The 24485-nt window shown below is 57.4% G+C and carries 25 protein-coding genes; 10 read left to right on the forward strand and 15 right to left on the reverse strand.

Features of this window, described 5'->3' with window-relative positions; all coding sequences use genetic code 11:
• Positions 1-24: 24 nt before the first annotated feature.
• The 5 genes from OKF39_RS00320 to cpxP all read right to left on the reverse strand — a co-directional run bounded on the left by OKF39_RS00320 (position 25) and on the right by cpxP (position 4690).
• The gene (locus tag OKF39_RS00320; RefSeq protein WP_045630631.1) at positions 25-768 is read right to left on the reverse strand and encodes a CDP-diacylglycerol diphosphatase; all 744 of its coding nucleotides are present in this window, start codon (positions 766-768) and stop codon (positions 25-27) included.
• A gap of 107 nt (positions 769-875) precedes the next feature.
• On the reverse strand, positions 876-1865 hold the full coding sequence (locus OKF39_RS00325; RefSeq protein ID WP_028014851.1) for a sulfate ABC transporter substrate-binding protein: 990 nt from the start codon (positions 1863-1865) through the stop codon (positions 876-878).
• Between the two features lie 134 nt (positions 1866-1999).
• Positions 2000-2962: a 6-phosphofructokinase gene (gene pfkA, locus OKF39_RS00330; protein WP_028014852.1), complete on the reverse strand. Its 963-nt coding sequence runs from the start codon at positions 2960-2962 to the stop codon at positions 2000-2002.
• A 174-nt stretch (positions 2963-3136) separates the two neighbouring features.
• Complete coding sequence (gene fieF / locus OKF39_RS00335; protein ID WP_028014853.1) at positions 3137-4030, reverse strand: CDF family cation-efflux transporter FieF; 894 nt, start codon at positions 4028-4030, stop codon at positions 3137-3139.
• 153 nt (positions 4031-4183) lie between these two features.
• Positions 4184-4690 (reverse strand): cell-envelope stress modulator CpxP, encoded by a 507-nt coding sequence (gene cpxP / locus OKF39_RS00340; RefSeq protein ID WP_028014854.1) that lies wholly within the window; start codon positions 4688-4690, stop codon positions 4184-4186.
• Between the two features lie 150 nt (positions 4691-4840).
• Here cpxP and cpxR point away from each other — a divergent pair, with 150 nt between their 5' ends.
• A complete protein-coding gene (gene cpxR, locus OKF39_RS00345) occupies positions 4841-5539 on the forward strand; it encodes an envelope stress response regulator transcription factor CpxR (RefSeq protein WP_006179159.1) in 699 nt (232 codons plus the stop codon).
• A complete protein-coding gene (gene cpxA / locus OKF39_RS00350) occupies positions 5536-6909 on the forward strand; it encodes an envelope stress sensor histidine kinase CpxA (protein ID WP_003862003.1) in 1374 nt (457 codons plus the stop codon). Before cpxR ends, cpxA begins: the two co-directional genes overlap by 4 nt.
• Positions 6910-6961: 52 nt before the next feature.
• On the opposite strand, the gene yiiM is transcribed toward cpxA, so the two are convergent.
• Positions 6962-7636 carry a 6-hydroxyaminopurine reductase gene (yiiM, locus tag OKF39_RS00355; protein WP_479983784.1) on the reverse strand — a complete coding sequence of 225 codons (675 nt, stop codon included), beginning with the start codon at positions 7634-7636 and terminating at the stop codon, positions 6962-6964.
• Between the two features lie 71 nt (positions 7637-7707).
• On the reverse strand, positions 7708-8328 hold the full coding sequence (gene sodA / locus OKF39_RS00360; protein ID WP_003861999.1) for a superoxide dismutase [Mn]: 621 nt from the start codon (positions 8326-8328) through the stop codon (positions 7708-7710).
• A gap of 288 nt (positions 8329-8616) precedes the next feature.
• Here sodA and rhaT point away from each other — a divergent pair, with 288 nt between their 5' ends.
• The gene (gene rhaT / locus OKF39_RS00365) at positions 8617-9651 is read left to right on the forward strand and encodes an L-rhamnose/proton symporter RhaT (protein ID WP_045630604.1); all 1035 of its coding nucleotides are present in this window, start codon (positions 8617-8619) and stop codon (positions 9649-9651) included.
• Here the strand turns inward: rhaT and rhaR are convergent, their stop codons facing one another.
• Positions 9652-10500 (reverse strand): HTH-type transcriptional activator RhaR, encoded by an 849-nt coding sequence (gene rhaR, locus OKF39_RS00370; RefSeq protein WP_028014857.1) that lies wholly within the window; start codon positions 10498-10500, stop codon positions 9652-9654.
• A 73-nt stretch (positions 10501-10573) separates the two neighbouring features.
• Entirely contained in the window at positions 10574-11410 is an 837-nt protein-coding gene (rhaS, locus tag OKF39_RS00375) for an HTH-type transcriptional activator RhaS (protein ID WP_479983383.1), read from the reverse strand.
• 301 nt (positions 11411-11711) lie between these two features.
• Here rhaS and rhaB point away from each other — a divergent pair, with 301 nt between their 5' ends.
• The 5 genes from rhaB (at position 11712) to rhaM (ending at position 16854) form a co-directional block, all read left to right on the forward strand.
• A complete protein-coding gene (gene rhaB / locus OKF39_RS00380; RefSeq protein ID WP_479983384.1) occupies positions 11712-13181 on the forward strand; it encodes a rhamnulokinase in 1470 nt (489 codons plus the stop codon).
• Positions 13178-14437, forward strand: coding sequence for an L-rhamnose isomerase (gene rhaA / locus OKF39_RS00385; protein ID WP_479983385.1), 1260 nt, complete (start codon positions 13178-13180; stop codon positions 14435-14437). The genes rhaB and rhaA overlap by 4 nt, the downstream gene beginning before the upstream one ends.
• Positions 14438-14533: 96 nt before the next feature.
• Positions 14534-15364, forward strand: coding sequence for a rhamnulose-1-phosphate aldolase (gene rhaD / locus OKF39_RS00390; RefSeq protein ID WP_045260243.1), 831 nt, complete (start codon positions 14534-14536; stop codon positions 15362-15364).
• 30 nt (positions 15365-15394) lie between these two features.
• A complete protein-coding gene (gene fucO / locus OKF39_RS00395; RefSeq protein WP_479983386.1) occupies positions 15395-16543 on the forward strand; it encodes a lactaldehyde reductase in 1149 nt (382 codons plus the stop codon).
• On the forward strand, positions 16540-16854 hold the full coding sequence (gene rhaM, locus OKF39_RS00400; RefSeq protein ID WP_479983387.1) for an L-rhamnose mutarotase: 315 nt from the start codon (positions 16540-16542) through the stop codon (positions 16852-16854). Before fucO ends, rhaM begins: the two co-directional genes overlap by 4 nt.
• Here the strand turns inward: rhaM and OKF39_RS00405 are convergent.
• The 4 genes from OKF39_RS00405 to OKF39_RS00420 form a co-directional block, all read right to left on the reverse strand.
• Complete coding sequence (locus OKF39_RS00405; RefSeq protein WP_059357403.1) at positions 16842-18119, reverse strand: MFS transporter; 1278 nt, start codon at positions 18117-18119, stop codon at positions 16842-16844. The genes rhaM and OKF39_RS00405 overlap by 13 nt on opposite strands.
• Positions 18120-18163: 44 nt before the next feature.
• Entirely contained in the window at positions 18164-20287 is a 2124-nt protein-coding gene (locus OKF39_RS00410; protein ID WP_479983388.1) for an alpha-galactosidase, read from the reverse strand.
• A 104-nt stretch (positions 20288-20391) separates the two neighbouring features.
• Complete coding sequence (locus OKF39_RS00415) at positions 20392-21387, reverse strand: LacI family DNA-binding transcriptional regulator (RefSeq protein ID WP_479983389.1); 996 nt, start codon at positions 21385-21387, stop codon at positions 20392-20394.
• Between the two features lie 17 nt (positions 21388-21404).
• The gene (locus OKF39_RS00420; RefSeq protein ID WP_003861973.1) at positions 21405-21953 is read right to left on the reverse strand and encodes a helix-turn-helix domain-containing protein; all 549 of its coding nucleotides are present in this window, start codon (positions 21951-21953) and stop codon (positions 21405-21407) included.
• A 103-nt stretch (positions 21954-22056) separates the two neighbouring features.
• Between OKF39_RS00420 and OKF39_RS00425 the strand changes: the two genes are divergently transcribed.
• Both OKF39_RS00425 and OKF39_RS00430 read left to right on the forward strand, forming a co-directional pair.
• On the forward strand, positions 22057-22716 hold the full coding sequence (locus OKF39_RS00425) for an AzlC family ABC transporter permease (RefSeq protein ID WP_479983390.1): 660 nt from the start codon (positions 22057-22059) through the stop codon (positions 22714-22716).
• On the forward strand, positions 22716-23039 hold the full coding sequence (locus OKF39_RS00430; protein ID WP_479983391.1) for an AzlD domain-containing protein: 324 nt from the start codon (positions 22716-22718) through the stop codon (positions 23037-23039). The genes OKF39_RS00425 and OKF39_RS00430 overlap by 1 nt, the downstream gene beginning before the upstream one ends.
• 40 nt (positions 23040-23079) lie before the next feature.
• Here the strand turns inward: OKF39_RS00430 and OKF39_RS00435 are convergent, their stop codons facing one another.
• Together OKF39_RS00435 and fdhD are read right to left on the reverse strand one after the other, a co-directional pair.
• Positions 23080-23292 (reverse strand): YdgH/BhsA/McbA family protein, encoded by a 213-nt coding sequence (locus tag OKF39_RS00435; RefSeq protein WP_041911778.1) that lies wholly within the window; start codon positions 23290-23292, stop codon positions 23080-23082.
• Between the two features lie 114 nt (positions 23293-23406).
• Complete coding sequence (fdhD, locus tag OKF39_RS00440) at positions 23407-24243, reverse strand: formate dehydrogenase accessory sulfurtransferase FdhD (RefSeq protein WP_047366787.1); 837 nt, start codon at positions 24241-24243, stop codon at positions 23407-23409.
• Between the last annotated feature and the right edge of the window lie 242 nt (positions 24244-24485).

A 24485-nucleotide genomic window follows, 5' to 3' on the forward strand; every position in this document is an offset into this window, starting at 1 on the left:
GAGTAAACGCGATTTATAGTGGGGTTACTTCAGGATAGCGCATTGATGATCCTGCAATTCCTCTGCCGACGCGCGGTTAAGCGTGAGCAGGTTCCGCTCGGTCGCCAGCAAAACAAACGAACCATCTGACTGCTGCGCCATCGCCAGCGCGAAGCGTCCCATATGGTCGCGCGCCTCCGGCAGCTCTTCCGCCAGCATCATAAACGGACTGCGCTGGACCAGTTCATTCTCCGTCACCCGGCGTGCGAGGTACTCATGTCCTTCCAGCCCACCCGGGAACGGTAGCCACTGGGTGCTGATGTCTCCCTGCGCCGCGTTGAGCTTCTCGCGCACGTCCGGGCGCAGGCAGGAGATATGGATATGGAAATGGTTCTGCGTGCGTCCGGTCGGTGAGTTAATCGTCAGCGAAATAGCGCTGTCCGGCACTTCAGAGCCACGCTTCAGGGTCATAAAGCTGCGCGACTGCCACGCCAGCCAGAAGAAGTTTGGCGTATGAGGCTCGGTCAGGAGCGGGCTTTCGGTGCCGTTGATGCGGTACGTTGGCATCAGCAGATACTGCAGCGGCCCGTTGCGGTCCTTAAATACCACATAGCCCGCATCAGGCTTCACCTGCGCGCAGGGTGCCGGGTTACGGTGCTGCAGCTGATTAGGCAGACACTGGTCGAGGACGATATGGCGCAACGCATTCGGATTACCCGCTTTTATCCAGTACACGCCGCCTGCGGCAAGGGCGATGACAATCAGGATCAGTAAGATAATTTTTTTCACAACGCGTTCCCTGTTTTCAATAGAGGCAAAAGAGTAACGCAAAATGATGACCAAATAAAAAACCCGGTGGATTTCTCACACCGGGTCGCCGTGTCGTTTGCTAACCGTTAGCGCTGGCTAATCTGGTCGAAGGTGCCGCCATTAGAGAAGTGCTCTTTCTGCGCTTTCGTCCAGCCGCCGAATACATCATCAATGGTGAAGAGCTTCAGTTTCGGGAATTCGCTGTCGTATTTCTTCGCGACAGCCGCATCGCGCGGACGATAGAAGTTCTTCGCCGCGATTTCCTGGCCTTCCGGCGAGTAGAGATATTTCAGGTAGGCTTCCGCCACCGCTTTGGTGCCTTTCTTATCAACGACCTTATCGACCACGGAAACGGTCGGCTCGGCGAGGATGGATTCGCTCGGCGTCACGATCTCAAACTTGTCTTTACCCAGTTCGTGGGTCGCCAGCAGGGCTTCGTTTTCCCAGGCAATAAGCACGTCGCCAATTCCGCGCTCGACGAAGGTGTTAGTGGCACCGCGCGCGCCGGAGTCCAGCACTTCAACGTTTTTGTACAGGGATTTGACGAACTCCTGTGCTTTAGCCTGGTCACCGTTGTTGTGGTGCAGCGCGTAGCCCCAGGCCGCCAGGTAGTTCCAGCGTGCCCCGCCGGAGCTTTTTGGGTTCGGGGTAATCACAGAAACGCCCGGTTTGATCAGGTCGTTCCAGTCCTTAATCTGTTTCGGGTTGCCTTTACGCACCAGGAAGACGATGGTCGAGGTGTATGGCGCGGAGTTGTCCGGCAGGCGTTTGATCCAGTTTTTGTCGATACGGCCACGCTCGGCGATAGCGTCGACATCATAGGCCAGCGCCAGGGTAACCACGTCGGCTTCAATACCGTTAATCACAGATGTCGCCTGCTTACCAGAGCCACCGTGCGACTGGCGAACCACCACGTTATCGCCGGTTTCCTGCTTCCAGTGCGCCGCGAAGGCTTTGTTGTATTGATCGTACAGCTCACGCGTCGGGTCGTACGACACGTTGAGAAGTTGAATGTCCTTTGCCAGCACGCTGGTCGATGCCAGCAATAATGTTAACCCCACGCCCCATTTATTCATCGCCCAGCTCTCTTGTGTAGTGTTTTGATGAATGCAGCGTGCCAGAAAGCGAATCGATGATTAAAGAATAAAAAAAGATTGGCTATAACGTGGAGGAATAAAAGCCCTCTTCAGAAAGAAGAGGGCTCGAAGGATCAGTACAGTTTTTTCGCGCAGTCCAGCCAGTCACCTTTGAATGGACGCTTCATGTTTTCAATCGCGTCGATGATGTCATGGTGCACCAGTTGTTCGTTCTGAATACCGACGCAGCGGCCGCCGTGGCCCTGCAGCAGCAGCTCGATAGCGTACGCACCCATACGGGACGCCAGAATACGGTCGTACGGGCCAGGGGAACCGCCGCGCTGGATGTGGCCCAGAACGGTCGCGCGGGTTTCGCGTTTGGTTTCGGTTTCAATGTACTTCGCCAGCTCGTCAACGTCACAGATGTGCTCGGTGATAGCCACAATCGCGTGTTTCTTACCTTTCGCGATACCGGCTTTGATCTCAGCAACCAGATCTTCGCGGCTGAATTCCACTTCAGGAACCACCACAAACTCACAGCCACCGGCGATAGCCGCTGCCAGGGTCAGGTCACCGCAGTAACGGCCCATCACTTCAACGATAGAGATACGCTGGTGAGAAGAAGAGGTATCACGCAGGCGGTCAATGGCTTCCACAACGGTGCCCAGCGCGGTGAAGTAACCGATGGTGTAGTCAGTGCCTTTGATGTCGTTGTCGATGGTGCCCGGCAGGCCGATGCACGGGAAGCCCATTTCGGTCAGACGTTTTGCACCCATGTACGAGCCGTCACCGCCGATAACGACCAGCGCGTCCAGACCACGCTTTTTCATGTTCTCGATAGCCACTTCACGGATGTGTTCGTCACGGAATTCCGGGAAGCGCGCAGACCCAAGGAAGGTACCGCCACGGTTGATCATGTCAGACACGCTGTAGCGGTCGAGCTGAACCATACGGTCTTCATACAGACCCAGGTAACCATCATAGATACCAAAAACTTCCAGACCTTCCGTCAGCGCTGCACGGACAACCCCACGAATTGCCGCGTTCATGCCCGGCGCATCACCGCCGCTTGTCAACACACCGATTTTCTTAATCATGACTACCTCTGAACTTAGGAATGCAAAATTGAAATCTGTTGCCGGAAGAAACTTATCGACCAACGAATACTGCAAATAGTATATCAATCCCTTCTGGCTGAATTGATTCAGGTCAGACCAAATGGCGGTAATTTATACACAAAATGCTGGCCTGGCTCACTTTTTTACAACGAATTACGAAAGCCCAACATGTCCGGGTACAACCGAGCAGGGATCCTGGTGAATGATGACGTCTGAACCAGGAAAACGCTGCAAAATCGCCTGCTCGACCTGCTCAGCAATAACGTGAGCCTGTACCAGTGGCAGGTTGTCTTCCATTTCAATATGAATCTGAATAAAGCGGGTCGGCCCTGACTGCCGCGTTCGAAGATCGTGTGCACCGCTGACGCCGGGCCAGGAGGTCACGATAGAAAAAATTTCGTTACGTTCTGAGTCCGGAAGAGCGCGATCGAGCAGTGATTGCACCGCGTCATACCCCATCCGCAGGGCGCTATATAAAATATAGATACCAATCCCTAACGCAAACAACGCATCGGCCCGATGCCAGCCATACCAGGCCAGACCGAGCGCAATAAGAATAGCCCCATTCATCATAACATCAGATTGATAATGAAGCATATCCGCCCGTACGGCCTGACTTTGCGTTTTGCGAACGACCCAGCGCTGGAAAGTTACCAGAACAAGTGTGCTTATAAGTGCAATGACCGTGACGACCACGCCAACACCGGGATTGTTCATCGGTGAAGGTGAAACCAGATGCTGAATACCGGTCAAAAACAGGAACAGTGCAGAGCCAGAAATGAACATACTTTGCGCCAGCGCCGCGAGCGATTCCGCCTTGCCGTGCCCAAACGTGTGCTCTTCATCCGCCGGCTGCAGCGAGTAGCGCACCACCAGGAGGTTGGTCAGCGAGGCGGCGATATCGACCAGTGAATCCACCAGCGCCGCCAGAATACTGACCGAGCCGGTATACCACCAGGCAAAGATTTTGATCAGCAGCAGGCCAGAGGCCATGACGGTCGCCGCAATGGCGGCCCGGCTTACCAGCCTTCCATAGGATTGATTCATAAACGCTCCTGTCATGTCATGCCGCTAGTATAACGGAAGCATGGGGAGGCAAAGGATGAATAAACGGTTAACAAATCAGAATGCGGGGCAAAAAAAACCCCCACATCATGTGGGGGAAGACAGGGATGGTGTCTATGGCAAGGAAAACAGGGTTTACTGGTTACTACGGGTACTGCTATTGCTACTGAAAAACGTCGCTTCTGAGCTTCGCTGCATCCGTGCAACCTCACGCAGCTGGTCCATACGCTGCTGATGTTTGGCATTCAAAACCGCTTGCTGCTCGGGCGTTAGCAGGTGGAACATCTGGTTGCGGACCTTCGCCATTTCTACCTGGCGGGCAACCTGTTCCTGTGCCATTTTTTCGGCCTGAGCGCGAACAGCGCTTTCGTCAAAATTTTCTGCGGTGACAAGGCGATGCATTGTCTCCATTTCGCTAACATTAACAGGGGGCTGGTCGTGTCGTGCCCTCTGCATCAGATCTCGCATCTGTTGACGCTGATGTTCGGTTAAACTTATGCCGTCAAACATATGGCTTTGGCTGCTGTGCTGCGTTGCGCCCTCTTGCGAGGAACCGTTATCGCCGATGATAGCTACAGCAGCCTGGCTAAACGCACTGAACGCCAGCGTTGAGGCCATGACGGCAGCGGTAACTTTGCGCATCACTTGCTCCCAAAATCTTTCGTGTCGCGATTCAACGAGAGACAGTCTACGATTCAGGCTGCAAACATGCGTCAGGGGGTGTAAAACAACGTAAAGTCATGGATTAGATAGCCTTGATGTCGTAATTTCTGCCTCGGAGGTATTTAAACAATGAATAAAATCCTGTTAGTTGACGATGACCGAGAGCTCACATCCCTTTTAAAGGAGTTGCTCGACATGGAAGGTTTCAACGTCCTGGTTGCCCATGATGGCGAGCAGGCGCTGAGTCTCCTTGACGACAGCATCGATCTACTTTTGCTCGACGTAATGATGCCAAAGAAAAACGGTATTGATACGCTGAAAGAGCTTCGCCAGACACACCAGACCCCCGTTATCATGCTGACCGCCCGCGGCAGCGAGCTTGACCGCGTTCTCGGCCTTGAGCTGGGTGCGGATGACTATTTACCGAAGCCGTTCAACGACCGTGAACTGGTGGCCCGTATTCGCGCGATCCTGCGTCGTTCCCACTGGAGCGAGCAGCAGCAGAATACCGACAACAGCTCGCCAACGCTGGAAGTGGACTCCCTGAGCCTGAACCCGGGCCGTCAGGAAGCAAGCTTCGACGGCCAGACGCTGGAGCTTACTGGCACCGAGTTCACACTGCTGTATCTACTGGCGCAACATCTTGGCCAGGTGGTATCGCGTGAACATTTAAGCCAGGAAGTGCTGGGCAAACGCCTCACGCCGTTTGACCGCGCCATTGACATGCACATCTCTAACCTGCGCCGCAAGCTGCCGGAGCGTAAAGACGGTCACCCATGGTTTAAAACCCTGCGTGGTCGCGGTTATCTGATGGTTTCTGCTTCATGATAGGCAGCTTAACCGCCCGCATCTTCGCCATCTTCTGGCTGACGCTGGCACTGGTTTTAATGCTCGTTTTGATGTTGCCAAAACTCGACTCACGCCAGATGACGGAGCTGCTCGACAGCGAGCAACGTCAGGGCGTGATGATCGAGCAGCACGTGGAAGCGGAGCTGGCAAACGATCCGCCGAACGATTTAATGTGGTGGCGCAGGCTGTTTCGCGCTATCGACAAGTGGGCGCCGCCAGGACAACGTCTTTTGCTGGTTACCAGCGAAGGCCGCGTGATTGGCGCCGATCGCAATGAAATGCAGATCATCCGCAACTTTATTGGCCAGGCGGATAACGCCGATCACCCACAGAAAAAGAAATATGGTCGGGTAGAGATGGTCGGCCCTTTCTCGGTACGGGATGGGGAAGATAACTACCAGCTCTACCTGATTCGCCCTGCGAGCAGTTCCCAGTCCGACTTCATCAACCTGCTGTTTGACCGTCCGCTTCTGCTGCTGATCGTCACGATGCTGGTCAGTTCCCCGCTGCTGTTATGGCTGGCGTGGAGCCTGGCGAAACCGGCGCGTAAGCTGAAAAACGCGGCGGACGAAGTGGCACAAGGCAATCTCAGACAGCATCCGGAGCTGGAATCCGGGCCGCAGGAGTTCCTGGCCGCCGGCACCAGTTTTAACCAGATGGTCAGCGCGCTTGATCGGATGATGACGGCCCAGCAACGCCTGCTGTCGGACATCTCGCACGAACTGCGCACCCCGCTCACGCGCTTACAGCTGGGCACCGCCCTGCTGCGTCGCCGCAGCGGGGAAAGCAAAGAGCTGGAGCGTATTGAAACGGAAGCGCACCGTCTGGACAGCATGATTAACGATCTGCTGGTGATGTCGCGCAACCAGCAAAAAAACGCGCTGGTGAGCGAAACGGTGAAAGCCAATCACCTGTGGCACGAGGTGCTGGACAACGCGGCGTTCGAAGCGGAGCAGATGGGGAAATCGTTCACCGTCAACTTCCCGCCGGGCCCGTGGCCGCTGTACGGTAACCCCAACGCGCTGGAAAGCGCGCTGGAGAATATCGTGCGTAACGCCCTGCGCTACTCGCATACGAAGATTGAGGTGGCGTTCTCGGTGGATAAAGACGGGATCACCGTCATTGTCGATGACGATGGTCCAGGCGTCAGCCCGGAAGATCGCGAGCAGATTTTCCGTCCGTTCTACCGCACCGACGAAGCGCGCGACCGTGAGTCCGGCGGCACGGGGCTGGGGCTGGCGATTGTAGAAACCGCCATGCAGCAGCACCGCGGCTGGGTGAAAGCCGACGACAGCCCTCTGGGCGGGCTGCGGTTAACGCTGTGGCTACCGCTGTATAAGCGTTCGTAACGGTATGTGCCGGGTGGCGGCTTCGCCTTACCCGGCCTACTTTCTACGGAACCTATTTCCCCCACAATCTCCGCGAACTACTCTCGATCTTCCCGCTTAACCGCCGCTTTTGCATCGTTCTCGTCCAACTGGTAGACAACCCCGCCGCCGACAGCAGGCGATGATACTGTTCATCGTCGAAAGGCATATGCCAGGCAATAGCGCAGGCGTCGTAAACGGACACGTCGCTCAAACGCGACGCGATCTCAAGCGGGGCATCCGCAGATACTTGTCCTGCAAGCACCACGCGATACAGCCAGCCGGTTTTGCCCGCGTTTTGCAGCTGGGCCGACATATCCTGAATCCCGAAATGGTAGTTGAGCTTAAAGCACGGTGAGCGTGGCTGCGTCACCTGAATCAGAGCATCGCCCCAGCGGTAAATATCGCCAATAAAGACGTTCTTTTCCGTCAGCCCTTCCGTTGAAAGATTTTCGCCAAACGCGGGCGCGACGAAGAGGTCCGCCTGCTCAGGAAATTCGGTTTTCCAGTGCTGATAGTGCTCGCGCGGATAGTGGCACAGCGCGCGATCGGGCCCGCCGTGGATTTTCTTTTCGGCCTGCTGGTCGCCCACAAGCCCGAGCTCGGTCAGCGACAGTTCACCGTCGACCTGCACTTTGGCGATGGCGCTCGGGCGGCTGCCGTCGTACTCCCTTACCTTGCCTGTAAACACGTTCACCGGGTAATGCATCGCTGCCTCCATTACGCAGATACAAAAAAAGCGAGTCATCAGACTCGCTTCTCACAGGCGTCAATGCAACCTTATTTTTTAGCGGCGAAACGCGCTGCTGCTTCGTCCCAGTTCACGACATCCCAGAACGCTTTGATGTAGTCAGGGCGACGGTTCTGGAACTTCAGGTAGTAAGCGTGTTCCCACACGTCCAGACCCAGGATTGGGAAACCGGATGCGCCAGAGATCGCTTCACCCATCAGCGGGGAGTCCTGGTTAGCAGTAGAAACCACTGCCAGCTTGTCGCCTTTCAGAACCAGCCACGCCCAGCCAGAGCCGAAGCGGGTTGCAGCGGCTTTTTCGAATTCCGCTTTGAAGTTGTCTACGGAACCGAAGTCGCGCTCGATAGCCGCTTTCAGGTCGCCCTGCAGGGTGGTGCCGGTTTTCAGGCCTTTCCAGAACAGGCTGTGGTTAGCGTGACCGCCCGCGTTGTTACGCAGTACGGTTTTCTTGTCTGCTGGCAGCTGGTCCAGCTTGGTGATCAGCTCTTCAACAGGCAGATTAGCGAACTCTGGCAGGCTTTCCAGCGCAGCATTCGCGTTGTTCACGTAGGTCTGGTGGTGTTTAGTGTGATGGATTTCCATCGTCTGCTTGTCGAAATGCGGTTCCAGTGCGTCGTAGGCATACGGCAGGGATGGCAGTGTATAACTCATAATCCTCTCCATTATTGTCGGGCGGCACAGCTGTTAATGCCGCGTAAGCAGTTGGTTCATTATAGTTAATTAAATGATATTGAAAATGATTATCAATGCCGTAGTTTTTATAAGGTTATTCGGTTTTTGAGAAATAAAAGAATTGTGAGTCTGCTCACGCGCTTAACGTGCTGATTGCCATTCAAAACAAAAGTGCGGCAACCTTCTGAAGGTTCCTGAACAGCCTAATTTTTACACTCATCAAGTCGGGGGGAAGCCTCCGGCTATAAAAACGATGAGGACGTAAAAATGAATCATGCGATTACGATGGGTATCTTCTGGCATTTAATAGGCGCAGCCAGTGCAGCCTGTTTCTATGCCCCGTTCAAAAAGGTGAAAGGCTGGTCGTGGGAAACCATGTGGTCCGTTGGCGGTACCGTGTCCTGGCTAATTTTGCCGTGGACAATCAGCGCCATGCTGCTGCCCGATTTCTGGGGCTACTTCTCCTCCTTCAACGCCTCCACCCTGCTACCGGTATTCCTGTTCGGCGCGATGTGGGGCATCGGCAACATCAACTACGGCCTGACCATGCGCTACCTCGGGATGTCGATGGGTATCGGCATCGCGATTGGCATTACGCTGATAGTGGGCACGCTGATGACGCCAATCCTTAACGGCCATTTCGACGTGCTGATCAACACCCAGGGCGGCCGGATGACGCTGCTGGGCGTGCTGGTGGCGGTGATCGGCGTGGGAATCGTTACCCGCGCAGGCCAGCTAAAAGAACGCAAGATGGGCATCAGGGCCGAAGAGTTCAACCTGAAGAAAGGGCTGCTGCTGGCGGTGATGTGCGGGGTCTTCTCGGCGGGCATGTCGTTCGCCATGAACGCCGCCAAACCGATGCACGACGCCGCTGCGGCGCTGGGCGTTGACCCGCTGTATGTTGCCCTGCCAAGCTACGTGGTGATCATGGGCGGCGGCGCGCTGGTAAACCTCGGTTTCTGCTTTATCCGTCTGGCAAAAGTGAAGAACCTGTCGGTAAAAGCCGACTTCTCGCTGGCAAAACCGCTGATCCTCACCAACGTTCTGCTCTCCGCGCTCGGCGGCCTGATGTGGTATCTGCAATTCTTCTTCTACGCCTGGGGCCACGCCAGCATTCCGCCGCAGTACGACTACATAAGCTGGATGCTGCACATGAGCTTCTACGTGCTGTGCGGCGGTCTGGTTGGGCTGGTGCTGAAGGAGTGGAACAACGCCGGACGTCGTCCGGTTGGCGTACTGAGCCTGGGCTGCGTGGTGATTATCATTGCGGCCAATATCGTCGGCCTCGGCATGGCGAACTGATTACGCTGCTTTTCGACTGCGATGACGCCACTGAACCGGCGTCATCCCCACCTCACGGTTAAACACCACCGAAAAGTAGTTACTGTCCTCAAAGCCGCAGCGCATCGCCACTTCACTGACCATCAGCTCCGTATGCTGTAACAGATACTGGGCGTGGCAGATGCGCAGCTGGCGCAGGTAATGATTTATCGTCATTCCCGTCTGGGTGCGGAACTGCTGGCGCAGCGCGCGCTCGCTGCACTGCTCCTGCTCGCAGAATTTTTCCAGTACGAAACTCTTGTTCAGACTGCCCGCAAGCCGGGCGATCAGCTTATCCAGCAGCGCTTCCTGCGTGGTGGCGGAGGGATTATCCGTGGCGTAACGATGACGCTTCAGGGTCATCACCAGCTGGGCGAAAAGCAGCTCCGACATCTGGTTTGCCACCGGGTCGCTCTTCTGGCTCTCCTGCTCCAGCTGGGAAATCGTCTGGCGCACCTGAGCCATGCCGCTGCTGCTTAAGCGCCAGTGCGGTTCGCCTCCGGCATTCAGAATGCCCGGAATGTTGCTCGCCCAGTCGACATTCAGTTTAAGCCTGTCAGGGCAGTAGATGACGTTCTGCAACACCAGATCGTTAACCGAGGCGTAGGCGTGTTTGTCTTCGGCGCGAATGTAAAACAGATCCCCGCGCGTGATGCGGTAGGGCCGGTCGTTGAGGACGTGAAGGCCGTTGCCGCGCCACACCAGCACCAGCTCGCAGAACTCATGGGTGTGCTCGGCAAAGACATTTTGCGGGTAACGGTCGGCCACCGCGACGGCCTGACTCGCGGAGGCAAAAAAATCATCTTTGCGAAGAATTAACTGAGCGGCCACACCACAACCTCTACGGCGAATAACCGGGCATTATTAGCTTTTTTGCGGCCTGAAAACGGTGACTGCCCTCGCGTTACTGAAGCAACGCGTCTTTCCCCTGACGAATATCGCGCGGCGACCAGCTAAATTCCCGGCGAAATAGCGTCGAAAAGTGGTTACTGTCGCCGAAACCGCAGCGATAAGCAATTTCTGTAACGCTTTCGTCGGTATGCCGTAAAAGGTGACGCGCTTTGATCAGGCGCAGACGGTTAAGGTAACGCTGCGGCGTGAGCCCGGTATGCTGCTTGAGCTGACGATGCAGCGTGCGCAACGAGAGCGAAAAGTCGTCCGCCAGCGTTTCCCAGCAGACATCTTCAGCGAAATTATCTTCCAGCCAGGCCATAAGCTGGTTCAGCCGTGCGTCATTATTTTCCATCCCTTCCACCAAGCTGCTGCGGCGCAGCAGCACCAGCAGCTGCATAAACAGCAGCTCGCGGGTGGCAATCGCGTGCGTCTCCTGCCCGTCCTCGCTCTGCTCCATCTGGCTCACCAGCTGACGCACCTGCTGTAACGTGGATTGATTCACCCGCCAGTGCGACGGGTAGTGGCCGTCCTTCTCCTGCGGCAACAGCTGATTCAACCCGGAGAGAAACTGGAACGCGTCCGGGGAACGATAGAGCACGTTGGTCAGACACAGGTTGTCGGTATGTTCATAAAGGTGTCTGTCGTGGTCGCGCACGAAGCACACCGTACCGCCGCTGATGGTATACGGCTGACCGTTGAACACGTGGATGCCCGTTCCGTGCTCAACAATCACAATCTCATGAAAATCATGATGATGCTCCGGGAACGCAGCCTGAGGAAGCCGTGGCTCAATCGCGACGGGAGAAGCCCCCGAAGGAAAAAAATCGACGCTGTGCAGTACGGTCATAACGGCCCCCACCAATGAGAAAAGTTCTCAAAATAGTAATTAAGGCCCTCCACGCTCACCTTAAATTTTTGACAGTAAACCGCGCAAAAGCTGCCGGTTTTTCAAGAAACAGGCGGAAAGATCGGGAAATGCGGTCAGCGTCACACTGCCTGCAAACCCCGCCATTACTGGAAACTGTGAACTCCCTCACGTTCACCTTTGCTTTCTTGCCAGCGCGAGATTTGGGCTGTCAGTGGCGAGAAGGTGGCTATTTCTTCCCTTTCTTACACTCATCGCTAATGACTTAAGAAAGGACCCGACCATGACTTTTCGCCATTGTGTGGCTGTCGATTTAGGCGCATCCAGCGGCCGTGTAATGCTCGCCACCTGGGACTGTGACCAGCACACCCTTACGCTTCGCGAAATGCACCGTTTCGCCAATTTTCTGCAAAAACAGGACGGTTTTGTGACCTGGGATATCGATGCGCTGGAAGCGGAGATCCGCACCGGACTTCACAACGTCTGCGAAAACGGTATCCGCATCGACAGTATCGGCATTGATACCTGGGGCGTGGATTACGTGCTGCTGGACAGTCACGGCGAACGCGTTGGCCTGCCCGTCTCCTACCGCGACAGCCGCACCGATGGGCTGATGGCGCACGCCATCGCGCAGCTTGGCAAAGAGAACATCTATGGTCGCAGCGGCATTCAGTTTCTGCCGTTTAACACGCTGTATCAGCTGCGGGCGATGGTTGAGCAACAGCCAGAGCTGGTTGAAAAGGTGGCGCATGCGCTGCTGATCCCGGACTACTTAAGCTATCGTCTGACCGGCAACATGAACTGGGAATACACCAACGCCACCACCACGCAGCTGGTCAATATCAACACCGATAACTGGGATGAACACCTGCTGGCATGGACGGGCGCCTCGCCGTCCTGGTTCGGCGCGCCAACCCATCCGGGCAATGTCATCGGCCAGTGGATTTGCCCGCAGGGGAATGAAATTCCCGTTGTCGCCGTCGCCAGTCACGACACCGCAAGCGCGGTCATTGCCTCGCCGCTCGCCAGCAAAGACGCGGCCTATCTCTCCTCCGGCACCTGGTCGCTGATGGGTTTTGAGAGTAAAACGCCTTACACCAGCGACGCCGCGCTGGCCGCCAATATCACCAACGAAGGCGGTGCCGAAGGACGCTACCGCGTGCTGAAGAACATCATGGGCCTGTGGCTGCTCCAGCGGGTGCTGAAAGAGCAGAACGTCACCGACCTGCCCGCGCTTATCGCGGAAACCGAAAAGCTGAAGGCCTGCACCTTTCTGATTAACCCGAACGACGACCGCTTTATTAACCCGGTGCACATGAGCACTGAGATCCAGGCCGCCTGTTTTGACGCGGGGCAGCCGGTACCTTCCCGCCCCGCCGAGCTGGCGCGCTGTATTTTTGACAGCCTCGCCCTGCTCTATGCCGACATCCTGAGCGAACTGGCTGACCTTCGCGGTAAACCGTTCAGCCAGCTGCACATCGTGGGCGGCGGCTGCCAGAACCAGTTGCTGAACCAGCTCTGCGCCGATGCCTGTGGCATTACCGTGGTGGCAGGTCCCGTAGAGGCTTCCACGCTCGGCAACATTGGCATTCAGTTGATGACGCTGGACGAACTATCAAACGTCGACGATTTCCGTTCGGTGGTGACGGCGAATAACAGCCTGACCACCTTCACCCCCAATCCCTGCCATGACATTGCCCGCTACCGGGCGCAGTTTCAGCAAAAACGACTGACTAAGGAGCTTTGCGCATGACCACTCAACTTGAACAAGCCTGGGACCTGGCTAAACAGCGTTTCGCCGCCGTCGGCGTGGATGTCGAAGAGGCGCTGCGCCAGCTCGACCGTCTGCCCGTCTCCATGCACTGCTGGCAGGGTGATGACGTTGCCGGCTTCGAGGATCCGGGCGGTTCCCTGACGGGTGGCATTCAGGCAACGGGTAACTACCCGGGCAAAGCGCGCAACGCCACCGAACTGCGTGCGGATCTGGAGCTGGCGCTGAGCCTCATCCCAGGGCCAAAACGCCTGAACCTGCACGCGATTTATCTCGAATCCGACGCACCGGTCGCGCGTAACGAAATCAAACAGGAACACTTTAAGAACTGGGTGGAGTGGGCAAAGGCCAACCGGCTGGGACTGGATTTTAACCCGTCCTGCTTCTCGCACCCGCTGAGCGCAGACGGGTTTACCCTTGCACACGCCAACGACGAAATCCGGCAGTTCTGGATCGACCACGTGAAGGCCAGCCGCCGCGTCTCGGCGTATTTCGGCGAGCAGCTTGGCACGCCGTCGGTGATGAATATCTGGATCCCGGATGGCATGAAGGACATCACCGTAGACCGACTGGCGCCACGTCAGCGCCTGCTGGCCGCGCTGGATGAAGCCATCAGCGAGAAGCTCGATCCGGCGCACCATATCGACGCGGTGGAGAGCAAGCTGTTCGGCATTGGCGCAGAGAGCTACACCGTGGGCTCAAACGAGTTCTACATGGGTTACGCCACCAGCCGCCAGACCGCGCTGTGCCTGGATGCTGGCCACTTCCACCCAACGGAAGTCATCTCCGACAAAATCTCCGCCGCCATGCTCTACGTGCCGCGCCTGCTGCTGCACGTCAGCCGTCCGGTGCGCTGGGACAGCGACCACGTGGTCCTGCTGGACGACGAAACCCAGGCGATTGCCAGCGAAATCATCCGCCACGATCTGTTTGACCGCGTGCACATCGGGCTCGACTTCTTCGACGCCTCCATCAACCGCATCGCGGCATGGGTTATCGGCACCCGTAACATGAAGAAAGCCCTGCTGCGTGCCCTGCTGGAGCCAACCGCCGCGCTGAAACAGCTGGAAGAGAGCGGCGATTACACCGCGCGCCTGGCGCTGCTGGAGGAGCAGAAATCCCTGCCGTGGCCGGCGGTGTGGGAGATGTACTGCCAGCGTCACGATGCGCCTGCGGGCAGCCAGTGGCTGGACAACGTGCGGGCGTATGAGAAAGACGTGCTCGCCGCTCGTCAGTAAAAAATATCGCCCGGCGGCGCGTTGCTTGCCGGGCCTACAGGTAAAAGCAGGCCGGGTAAGCGTAACGCCACCCGGCATTTTCAAAGGAAACACTGTATGCAGACCATCACCACCTCCTGGTTCGTCCAGGGCATGATCAAAGCCACCTCCGACGCCTGGCTGAAGGGCTGGGACGAGCGCAACGGCGGCAACCTCACGCTGCGCCTGGACGATGCAGACATCGAGCCGTACGCCGCCGATTTTCACCAGAAGCCGCGCTATATTGCCCTGAGTCAGCCGATGCCGCTGCTCGCCAACACGCCGTTTATCGTTACCGGTTCCGGGAAGTTCTTCCGTAACGTTCAACTGGACCCGGAAGCCAATCTCGGTGTCGTGAGGGTAGACAGCGACGGCGCGGGATACCACATTCTGTGGGGGCTAACGGACGACGCGGTGCCGACCTCTGAACTGCCGGCGCACTTCCTCTCCCACTGCGAGCGCATCAAGGCGACTGACGGCAAAGACCGCGTCATCATGCACTGCCACGCCACTAACCTGATCGCCCTGACCTACGTGCTGGAAAATAATTCTGATTTCTTTACCCGCAAGCTGTGGGAAGGCAGTACCGAATGCCTGGTGGTGTTCCCGGACGGTGTCGGTATTCTGCCGTGGATGGTGCCGGGTACCGATGAAATCGGTCAGGCGACCGCGACGGATATGCAAAAGCACGCCCTGGTGCTGTGGCCGTTCCACGGCGTCTTCGGCAGCGGTCCGACGCTGGATGAAACCTTTGGCCTGATCGACACCGCCGAGAAATCCGCGGAGGTGCTGGTGAAGGTCTATTCCATGGGCGGCATGAAGCAGACCATCACCCGGGAAGAGCTGATCGCGCTGGGCAAACGTTTTGGCGTTACCCCGATGCAGTCGGCCCTGGATTTATACGCGTAACGCCACAGGCGATAGTTAAGGAGAATTATCATGAGCTTTATGTTGGCACTTCCCAAAATTAGCCTGCATGGCGCGGGTGCAATCGGCGATATGGTCAACCTGGTAGCGACCAGGCAGTGGGGCAAAGCGCTGGTTGTCACCGACGGCCAACTGGTGAAACTGGGCCTGCTCGACAGCCTGTTTACCGCGCTGGACGCCCATCAAATGTCATATCACCTGTTCGATGAGGTGTTTCCGAACCCGACGGAAGCGCTGGTGCAAAAAGGATTTGCGGCTTACCGGGACGCGGAGTGTGATTACATCATCGCCTTTGGCGGCGGCAGCCCGATTGATACCGCCAAGGCGATTAAAATCCTCACCGCCAACCCGGGTCCATCAACCGATTATTCCGGCGTCGGCAAGGTGAAAAACGCAGGCGTGCCGCTGGTGGCGATCAACACTACCGCAGGCACCGCGGCAGAGATGACCAGCAACGCGGTGATCATCGACTCCGCGCGTCAGGTGAAAGAGGTGATTATCGACCCGAACATCATCCCGGATATTGCCGTGGACGATGCCAGCGTGATGCTTGATATTCCGGCCTCCGTGACCGCCGCGACCGGTATGGATGCGTTAACGCACGCCATTGAAGCCTATGTGTCCGTTGGCGCGCACCCGCTGACCGATGCTAACGCGCTGGAAGCGATTCGCCTGATCAGCCTCTGGCTGCCGAAAGCAGTCGACGACGGTCATAACCTGGAAGCGCGCGAGCAGATGGCGTTTGGTCAGTACCTGGCAGGTATGGCGTTTAACAGCGCCGGGCTGGGGCTGGTACATGCTCTGGCGCACCAGCCGGGCGCAACGCACAACCTGCCGCATGGCGTGTGCAACGCCATCCTGCTGCCGATCATCGAAAACTTTAACCGCCCGAACGCGGTCGCGCGTTTTGCCCGTGTGGCGCAGGCAATGGGCGTCGATACCCGCGGGATGAGCGATGAAGCCGCCAGCATGTCCGCCATTCAGGCGATTCGCGACCTGAGCGCCCGCGTCGGCATTCCGTCAGGCTTCAGCCAGCTCGGCGTCACCAAAGCCGATATCGAAAGCTGGCTGGATAAAGCCCTCGCCGATCCGTGTGCGCCGTGTAACCCACGCACCGCCAGCCGCGACGAGGTCCGCGAGCTGTACCTGGAGGCATTATGATCCGCAAAGCGTTTGTGATGCAGATAAACCCGGACGCGCACGAGGAGTACGCGCGTCGCCACAATCCGATCTGGCCCGAACTGGAAGCGGTGTTGAAAGACCACGGCGCACACCACTATGCCATTTACCTCGATAAAGCACGCAACCTGCTGTTTGCGACGGTGGAGATTGAGTCGGAGGAGCGCTGGAACGCGGTGGCGAATAACGACGTGTGCCAGCGCTGGTGGAAATATATGGCTGACGTCATGCCGTCGAACCCGGATAACAGCCCGGTGAGCGCCGGGCTGAAAGAGGTGTTTTACCTGGAGTGATGCGTTAACGCTGCCGCCCCTGTGGTGGCAGCAATCTCCCGCCTGCTGCTCAGCGTAAACGCCGATACCACCGTAATCGCCAGCACGAAACAGCCCAGCATCAGATACGTCTCCTGAAAGCCGATCCGGTCATACATATTTCCGGCAAAGGCGGAGAGGAAAATCGCTGCCGACTGTTTGGCAAACTGAAAACCAATCAGGTAGATGGTGGCCGACAGGCGCGTATCAAACACTCCGGTAATGTATTTGAATGCCCCCACCAGCAGGAACGGGACTTCCAGGGCGTGCAGCATCTTGAGGGCGATGACCTCCACGGCGGTGGTGGCAAACGACGAGCCGATAATGCGCGTCGCCATAATCACCCCGGCAATCAGCAACGTGTTCTTCGCGCCGATGCGGTTAATGATCCACGGCGAGCAGAACATGATGATGGCGTTACAAATCTCCCCCGCCGTGGTGGCAAAACCAAAGGCACGGGTCCCTTCCTGCGGCGTGGCGAAGAAGGTTTTAAAGAAGGTGGCAAACTGCTGGTCGAAAACGTCATACACGCAGGCCACGCCAATCACGTACAGGATGAACATCCACATTCTGCGCTGGCGGAACAGGTTGAACACGGTTTTAGCGGTGATCTGCGGCTGGTTCGCGCCCAGGGCGTTCATCACCTGCGCCGTCTGGTTGGGCTTTGGTTTCGCGACCACCAGCAACAGCATCAGCAAAAGTGCCGCCGCCGATCCCATCCAGAAAACATACGACGGATCGATGCCGAACAGGATGCCGCCCGTTGAGGCGCACAGCCCCCAGCCGAGGCAGCCAAACATGCGCGCCTTACCATATTCAAAGAGGCTGTTGCGGCTCACGCGTTCAATGTAGGCCTCAATGGCCCCGGATCCGGCTGAAAAAACAAAGCCGATATACAGCCCGCCGCTCAGCGCGCCCAGCCAGATATTGGTTTTCAACAGTGGCGCGAAGACGTACAGGAAAAACGGCGCGAACAGAAACAGCAGCACCGAGATGATCCACAGCAGGTGTTTTTTCAGCCCCAGCTTGTCCGAAATGACGCCCAGCACCGGCTGGAACGCGATGGCCGACAGCGAGATGCAGGAGAAGACAATCCCGGTATGGGTTTTATTCAGGCCAATGATGTCCGACAGCCAAATCGGCAGGAACGGAAAGCAGGTGGCCATGATGAAGAAGTAGAGAAAGAAGAACAGCCCGAAGATCCAGAAGTTAGGGTTGTCTTTGTGGGTACAGGTTGTTGTGTTCATTATTTTTATCCTCAACGGAGGGCCGGTTGCCCGGCCCGTCACCTTTACACGCGTTCCACGCCAATCAGAATGGCGGTTTCCGGATCCAGAATCGGCAGCGCAATACCCGCCCGCATCAGCCATTCGCCGCTTGCCGTTTGCGGGGCTTCCATCCACGCTGGCAGCTTGCGCATGGTGTGCCCGCCCTCGCCCGTGATCTGAATGTTCGGGTGATCCAGCAGCGTGATGCGGTACTGCGCGCTGGCGTCTAACCCCGGCATGCGCAGCGGCATCATCAGGGTGTAATCCGGCATCGCGAGCTGGCTGACCATAAACAGCCCCTGCGCTTTGTCTTCACTCACTATACCCTGCGCCAGCGTGGTGGCATCCGGCATGTCCACGCGCCACTGGGTACCGCGATGAATCACCTCGCGCCACCGCTTATACAGTGCGGCATAATGGCGATAGCCCTCACGCTCCTGCGCATCCACGGTGAGCGGATCCAACTCCAGCCCCATATGCCCAAACAGCGCCGTCAGCCCACGGAAAGCGATGCTGTGCTGGCGGAAGGTGGCGTGACATTTATGATGACCGATATGCGCCCCCATCACTTCCGGCGGGAAGAAATAGCTCATACCGCGCTGGATCGTGTTGCGCTCCAGCGCGTCGTTGTTGTCGGAAGCCCAGAAGCGATGGCTGCGGGTCAGCACTTCATAATCGATTCGCCCCCCGCCGGAGGAGCAGGATTCAAATTCAATGTGCGGAAAACGCTCGCCCAGCACATCCAGCAGGTGGTAAAACTGGCGGGTCTGCGCGTCGGCGGCGGCTTTACCGTTGTGCCCGGGCTGCACCAGCTCGCGGTTCATGTCCCATTTCACATAGTCAACCGCATGCTCGCCCAGCAGCCAGCTCATGCGCTCCACGAGATAATCAAAGGCCTGCGGGATGTTGAGATTGAGCACCAGCTGGTGTCGTCCGGTCGCCTGGGGATAGCCCGGCAGCGCCAGCACCCAGTCAGGATGCGCGCGATAGAGATCGGAATCCGGGTTAATCATCTCCGGCTCGATCCAGATGCCAAATTCCATGCCGAGCCGTTTAACGTGACTGATTACCGGCGTCAGGCCGTTCGGGTATTTTTTCTCATCCAGGTACCAGTCGCCCAGCGCGGCATGGTCGTCGTTGCGGCCTTTGAACCAGCCGTCGTCAATGATAAAGCGCTCCACACCCAGCGCGGCGGCCTCGTCGGCCATGCGCATGATGTACTCCGGATCGTGGCTGAAGTAGATCCCCTCCCAGGTATTGAGGTGTACCGGGCGCGGTTTGTTTTCCGGGAAGCGGATGATGCTGTCGCGCAGGTAGCGGTGGAACTGCTGGCTCATGCCGTTCAGCCCGTGCGGGGAATAACTGGCATACAGGCGCGGCGTCCAGAGCGTTTCGCCCTCTTCAATCGCCATTTCACCCGGCAGGTAAAGCGCTTCTGCCTGTATATAACGGCGACCATCGGTTTTCGCTTCGGCGCGCAGGCGGTGGTTGCCGCTCCAGCCCAGATGCACGCCCCAGACGTCGCCCTGCATTTCGCTGAACGATGGCGTACCGGCGATCAGCGCCGGGAAATGTTCGTGGGACGTTTTACCCCGACGGTTTTCAATGACAAAGCTGTCGTGTTCAAGCGTGACGCGGTGCGGCTGAAATTCTCTGATCCAGCGTCCGTGAAAGGCCATTACCTCCTGCGCGCGCTCGGCCACCGGCAGCGTGACGGCGAATCGGTCCACCTGCCACGCCAGCGCTTTCAGGTTGGTTACTCCATGGCGCACCACCAGCACGCCGCTGGCCTCCAGCGTCAGCTCGCTGGTCAGACGCAGGCCCGCGCATCCATCTTCGGCGGTTATCGTCAGGGTGTTTACGTCCTGCTGCACCTGCGTGGTTTTAAACACCGGAGAACCGTCCAGCCCCTGGCGATGCCCCTCAATACCGGGCGAGCCAAACAGCCCGTGCCCCAGCTCGGCCATCAGCGTTACCGGGGAGTCCACATCCAGCCTGCCGTTTGCCACCGGCCGCGCCAGTGTAGCGACGTTCTGCGGCGAAAAGTGCTGAAGGTGTGGCCCCCAGTAGAGAATTTCGGCGAACGGTTGGGTTTTTATCACCACGTCAACCGTGGTGCTTTCGAGTCGTAAAATGGCATCTTGCATCAGACATCTCCTGTCGTCGGGATGTCTTGAGTGTTGATCCGAAACGTTTCGGATACAAACCAAAACGTTTCGGATCTGTGATCGGGTTTGGAAATTTACGCGGTTTAGGCCGTCTGGCCCGGGAAGAATTCGGGCTGCCAGAGCACCTGGAGCCGTTCGACGTCGTCGCCGTTAATCAGCTGGCGCACCATATCGGCAATCTGTTTCCCGACGCCCTGACGAGTGGACTGGATCACTGCCGCCACGTCAGCATCAACGATGCTGTCCTGCGGAAGTCCGTCATAAACCACCAGCGCAACGGCGTTCTCGCCTGTCAGGCGGCCCAGTTCCGCCAGCGCCATCGCCGCGCCGTCGCCGTGGGTGTTGCAGTCGGTAATGATGCCCGTGGGGGGCTGCGGCAGGGAGAGAAGTTCTTTCGTGGTGGCATACCCCACGCGGCGCGAAGGGGGCATAGCGCGCAGCCATTCGCTGGAGAGCCCGGCTTCCCGCAGCGCGTCCAGGTAGCCCTGTCGCCGCTGGGTGATGAATGCCTGATTATTGCTTTCGCCCAGCAGGGCGATGCGCTGATGGCCTTTCTCAATCAGCCAGCGGGTGGCCTGGTACGTGCCAGCATAGTTGTCAAAGTCGAACCATGCGTACGGCTGCGGTAGCTGGCTGCGGCCAAGCGCCAGAAAAGGGAAACCGACGGCCTGCAGCTGTTCAAGTCGCGGATCGCGATCGAGCGTGTGGGCCACAATCAGCGCATCCACGCGGCGGCTTTGCACCATGCGCATATAGCTGTGCTTATCCGCCAGATCATCGTCGGCGATGAGCAGCAGGTCGATCTCATGTCGCGCCAGTTCGTGGCTAATTTCGCCGACCATGTCCATAAAAACGCTGTTATTAAGCGGAACAGGATGCACGGGAAAAACGAGGCCGACGGCATCGATTTTGCCCATCTTCAGGCGGCGCGCAAACGTATTAGGTCGGTAACCACGGCGCTGGGCCTCCGCCTCCACGCGGGCGCGCGTCTCAGCAGAAACATCGTCATACCCGTTGAGGGCGCGGCTGACGGTAGTGACGGACAGCCCCAATTCTTTAGCAATGGCTTTGAGCGACATGATTTTCCGTATCTTCGTTAATTTTGTTCCGCCACCAGAAGGGCGTGGGTGTCTGGCTCCAGCGCCTTAAAGATATGCGGCTGATCGGCAGGGTAGCAAATGTAATCGCCCGGGCCGAGTTCTTCCGCCGCGTCGATCAGGCCGACCATCGCCCGCCCCTGGGTCACGATAATATGCTCAACCGACCCCGGCGGATGCGGCTGGGAAATACGGTCTGCGCCCGGCTGCGTCAGCAGCAGATAGATATCACGACGCGCCCCTGGCGGACACGCCGCCAGCAAAATCGCCTCGTAGTTTGCCTGCCCGGCAACCACCTTGGTGCCCTCGCCGCGGCGGATCACCTGCGTGACGGGCTGCTGCGGCTCCAGTAACCGGGCAAACGGGATATCCAGCGCCACGCAAAGCGACCAGAGCGTTTCCAGGCTAGGATTGCCGTTGCCAGACTCCAGCTGAGAAAGCGTAGATTTGGCGATCCCGGCACGGCGGGCAATTTCCGCCAGTGACAGCCCGGTTCGCAGGCGTTCCCGCACCAGGCTTTTGGCAATCACGCTGATTGGCTGCGTCATAAAAACGGCCTCTTTTTCTCTATAACGAACGATTCGTTCATCTTGTAAAACGATTTTGATGCGTTCATTATAATGGAAATACGTTCGATATGGCTAAAATGATATGAAGAATCCCCTCTCTTGCCTGAAAGGCGACACGATAAAAGCGATAATTTTGGTCTGCCTCGCGGTAGGCGTGGTCGGCATGTCTTACGGCTCCCTGGCGATGGCCTACGGTTTTCCGCTGTGGGTGCCGTTTGTGCTTTCCCTCACGGTGCTGGCGGGCGCATCCGAGTTTATGTTTATCGGCATTGTGGCAAGCGGAGGTAACCCGCTGGCGGCAGCGGCCGCCGGTTTGCTGGTCAACGCGCGCCATGTGCCGTTTGGCGTGACGGTGCGTGAACTGGTGGGCAAACGGGGTTTGAGCTATCTCGGCTGTCACATCATGAACGATGAAAGCGTGGTGTTTGGCCTGTCGCAAAAAACGCCCGAGCAGCGTAAAGCGGCCTACTGGCTGTGCGGTTTAGGCGTGGCGATTATCTGGCCGGTGGGGGCGCTGCTGGGTGCCATGGTCGGTAAACTGCTGCCGGACCCGGAGACCATCGGGCTGGACGCGGTGTTTCCGGCGATCCTGCTGGCGTTAGTGGTACCCGCGTTTAAAAACCGTACCACGCTGATCCGCGCCTGCAGCGGTGCCGCGCTATCACTGGCTGCCGTGCCGTTTGCCCCGGTGAGTTTACCGGTTCTGCTCTCGTTACTCGGTCTCGCTGCGAGGAAAAAATAATGGGAAATATGACGTTTTTTATTCTCGGCATCGCCATTCTTTCTGCCGGAACCTACCTGATGCGTCTCGGGGGGGCAAAGCTGGGCAACCGGCTGGCGCTTTCTGAAAGTTCGCAGGCGCTGCTTTCCGATGCGGCTACCGTTTTGCTGTTCTCCGTCGCGCTGGCGACCACGTTTTATGAAGGGGAACATTTTGCGGGTATGGCGCGCGTGCTGGGTGTGGGGTTCGCGGTGTTCCTGGCATGGCGAAAAATGCCGTTAATTGTGGTGATCGTCGCGGCGGCGGTGGTGACGGCGCTGCTGCGTCTGGCGGGTATAAACTAAAAAAGCGCCCCAGGGGCGCTCTTTCGACGGTATAGCGAAATTATTTGTTCAGTTCAGCGGTCATGTGTACGCGGTTACCGGTGAACGCCTGGGTAATTTTGTAGGATGACGCGCCCGCTTCCTGAGCCTGAGCCGCGATTTTCGCTTCTGCGCTATCAATGGTGGAAGCAGAGGCGGTCACTGTCTGTGCAGCGAAAGAACCGAAAGAAGCAGCCAGAGCGATTACAGCGACAAAAGTTTTGATGCTTTTCATGATATAAACCCTTTCATTAAGTTGTTTAGGTAAGGCACCGTGCCTTGATGAGATAAATACTAGCCCTCATCCTGAACAACTAAAAGCGGAAGGATTTGCTATTATCGTTCAAAATTACTGATCAACCATTAACCGCTGCGGATGGGTATAAATTGTCGCCCTGCCCGGCTTGCAGAACCCCACCAGCGTCAGATTGCAGCGCTCCGCCACCTCCACCGCCAGCGTGGTTGCCGCCGACACCGCAAACAGAATTTCCACGCCGCACATCGCGGACTTCTGCACCATCTCATAGCTGGCGCGGCTGGAAACAAGCGCCGCGCCCTGCTGCCAGAGATCGCTTTCCCCCGCACGACGGCCTAATAGCTTGTCGAGCGCGACGTGGCGGCCCACGTCCTCATGCCCTCCAGCAATATCTCCTGACGGCAATACCCACGCCGCCGCGTGCGTGCAGCCGCTCAGTTGGCCGATGGGCTGAACATCGTTGAGATTTTCCAGCGCACGGTCGAGATGCGCCAGATTGAAGGTCTGGGTAAACGGCAGTGGCGCAACGGGCTTGCCAATATCATTAAGCTGCTCAACACCACAGACACCGCACCCGGTACGCCCGGCCAGCGCGCGGCGGCGCTCTTTCAGCCCCATAAAGCGGCGGCTGGAGAGTTCGATTTGCACTTCAAGACCGTTACACGCCTGAACCACGTCCATGCCGTAGATCTCCTGCGGGTGCGCAATGATGCCTTCCGAAAGGGAAAAACCGATGGCGAACAGTTCGAGATCTTTAGGTGAGGCCATCATCACCACGTGCGAAATACCGTTGTAAACGAGGGCAACAGGCACTTCTTCAGCCAGAAAATCGGGTGTGGCATGGGTAATGTGGGGCGGTCTGCGTACCGACATTTCCACAATGCCCGCAGGCAGTGGCGATGAGCGGGTAGCACGGTTTTGTTTAGACACAGCGGTATTCCTGAACAACCACGGAAGTAGGCCTGCTATTGCAGCATAAACCGCAGGCCGTACGCATAGTATGGATCAACTTTTCGACACTCATTGTCCTACTCATTAAGAAGAGGTGCAACCCGGCCCCCGCTACACCTCTTTAACATGCAGAGTTTATAGTGTGATCAGTATCACACTTTATAATCAACACAGTGATAATACGTTCACTTTGTATTAACGCCGTTGGAACAGGTATACCG

It is taken from the genome of Enterobacter cloacae complex sp. HYC042_NIDB (assembly GCF_056673315.1).

Bases quoted from the DNA above. Each gene is read 5' to 3' on its own strand.
- OKF39_RS00325 (WP_028014851.1), bottom strand. From the start codon at position 1,865: ATGAATAAATGGGGCGTGGGGTTAACATTATTGCTGGCATCGACCAGC.
- pfkA (WP_028014852.1), bottom strand. From the start codon at position 2,962: ATGATTAAGAAAATCGGTGTGTTGACAAGCGGCGGTGATGCGCCGGGC.
- fieF (WP_028014853.1), bottom strand. From the start codon at position 4,030: ATGAATCAATCCTATGGAAGGCTGGTAAGCCGGGCCGCCATTGCGGCG.
- cpxP (WP_028014854.1), bottom strand. From the start codon at position 4,690: ATGCGCAAAGTTACCGCTGCCGTCATGGCCTCAACGCTGGCGTTCAGT.
- cpxR (WP_006179159.1), top strand. From the start codon at position 4,841: ATGAATAAAATCCTGTTAGTTGACGATGACCGAGAGCTCACATCCCTT.
- cpxA (WP_003862003.1), top strand. From the start codon at position 5,536: ATGATAGGCAGCTTAACCGCCCGCATCTTCGCCATCTTCTGGCTGACG.
- yiiM (WP_479983784.1), bottom strand. From the start codon at position 7,636: ATGCATTACCCGGTGAACGTGTTTACAGGCAAGGTAAGGGAGTACGAC.
- sodA (WP_003861999.1), bottom strand. From the start codon at position 8,328: ATGAGTTATACACTGCCATCCCTGCCGTATGCCTACGACGCACTGGAA.
- rhaT (WP_045630604.1), top strand. From the start codon at position 8,617: ATGAATCATGCGATTACGATGGGTATCTTCTGGCATTTAATAGGCGCA.
- rhaS (WP_479983383.1), bottom strand. From the start codon at position 11,410: ATGACCGTACTGCACAGCGTCGATTTTTTTCCTTCGGGGGCTTCTCCC.
- rhaB (WP_479983384.1), top strand. From the start codon at position 11,712: ATGACTTTTCGCCATTGTGTGGCTGTCGATTTAGGCGCATCCAGCGGC.
- rhaA (WP_479983385.1), top strand. From the start codon at position 13,178: ATGACCACTCAACTTGAACAAGCCTGGGACCTGGCTAAACAGCGTTTC.
- rhaD (WP_045260243.1), top strand. From the start codon at position 14,534: ATGCAGACCATCACCACCTCCTGGTTCGTCCAGGGCATGATCAAAGCC.
- fucO (WP_479983386.1), top strand. From the start codon at position 15,395: ATGAGCTTTATGTTGGCACTTCCCAAAATTAGCCTGCATGGCGCGGGT.
- rhaM (WP_479983387.1), top strand. From the start codon at position 16,540: ATGATCCGCAAAGCGTTTGTGATGCAGATAAACCCGGACGCGCACGAG.
- OKF39_RS00405 (WP_059357403.1), bottom strand. From the start codon at position 18,119: ATGAACACAACAACCTGTACCCACAAAGACAACCCTAACTTCTGGATC.
- OKF39_RS00410 (WP_479983388.1), bottom strand. From the start codon at position 20,287: ATGCAAGATGCCATTTTACGACTCGAAAGCACCACGGTTGACGTGGTG.
- OKF39_RS00415 (WP_479983389.1), bottom strand. From the start codon at position 21,387: ATGTCGCTCAAAGCCATTGCTAAAGAATTGGGGCTGTCCGTCACTACC.
- OKF39_RS00420 (WP_003861973.1), bottom strand. From the start codon at position 21,953: ATGACGCAGCCAATCAGCGTGATTGCCAAAAGCCTGGTGCGGGAACGC.
- OKF39_RS00425 (WP_479983390.1), top strand. From the start codon at position 22,057: ATGAAGAATCCCCTCTCTTGCCTGAAAGGCGACACGATAAAAGCGATA.
- OKF39_RS00430 (WP_479983391.1), top strand. From the start codon at position 22,716: ATGGGAAATATGACGTTTTTTATTCTCGGCATCGCCATTCTTTCTGCC.
- OKF39_RS00435 (WP_041911778.1), bottom strand. From the start codon at position 23,292: ATGAAAAGCATCAAAACTTTTGTCGCTGTAATCGCTCTGGCTGCTTCT.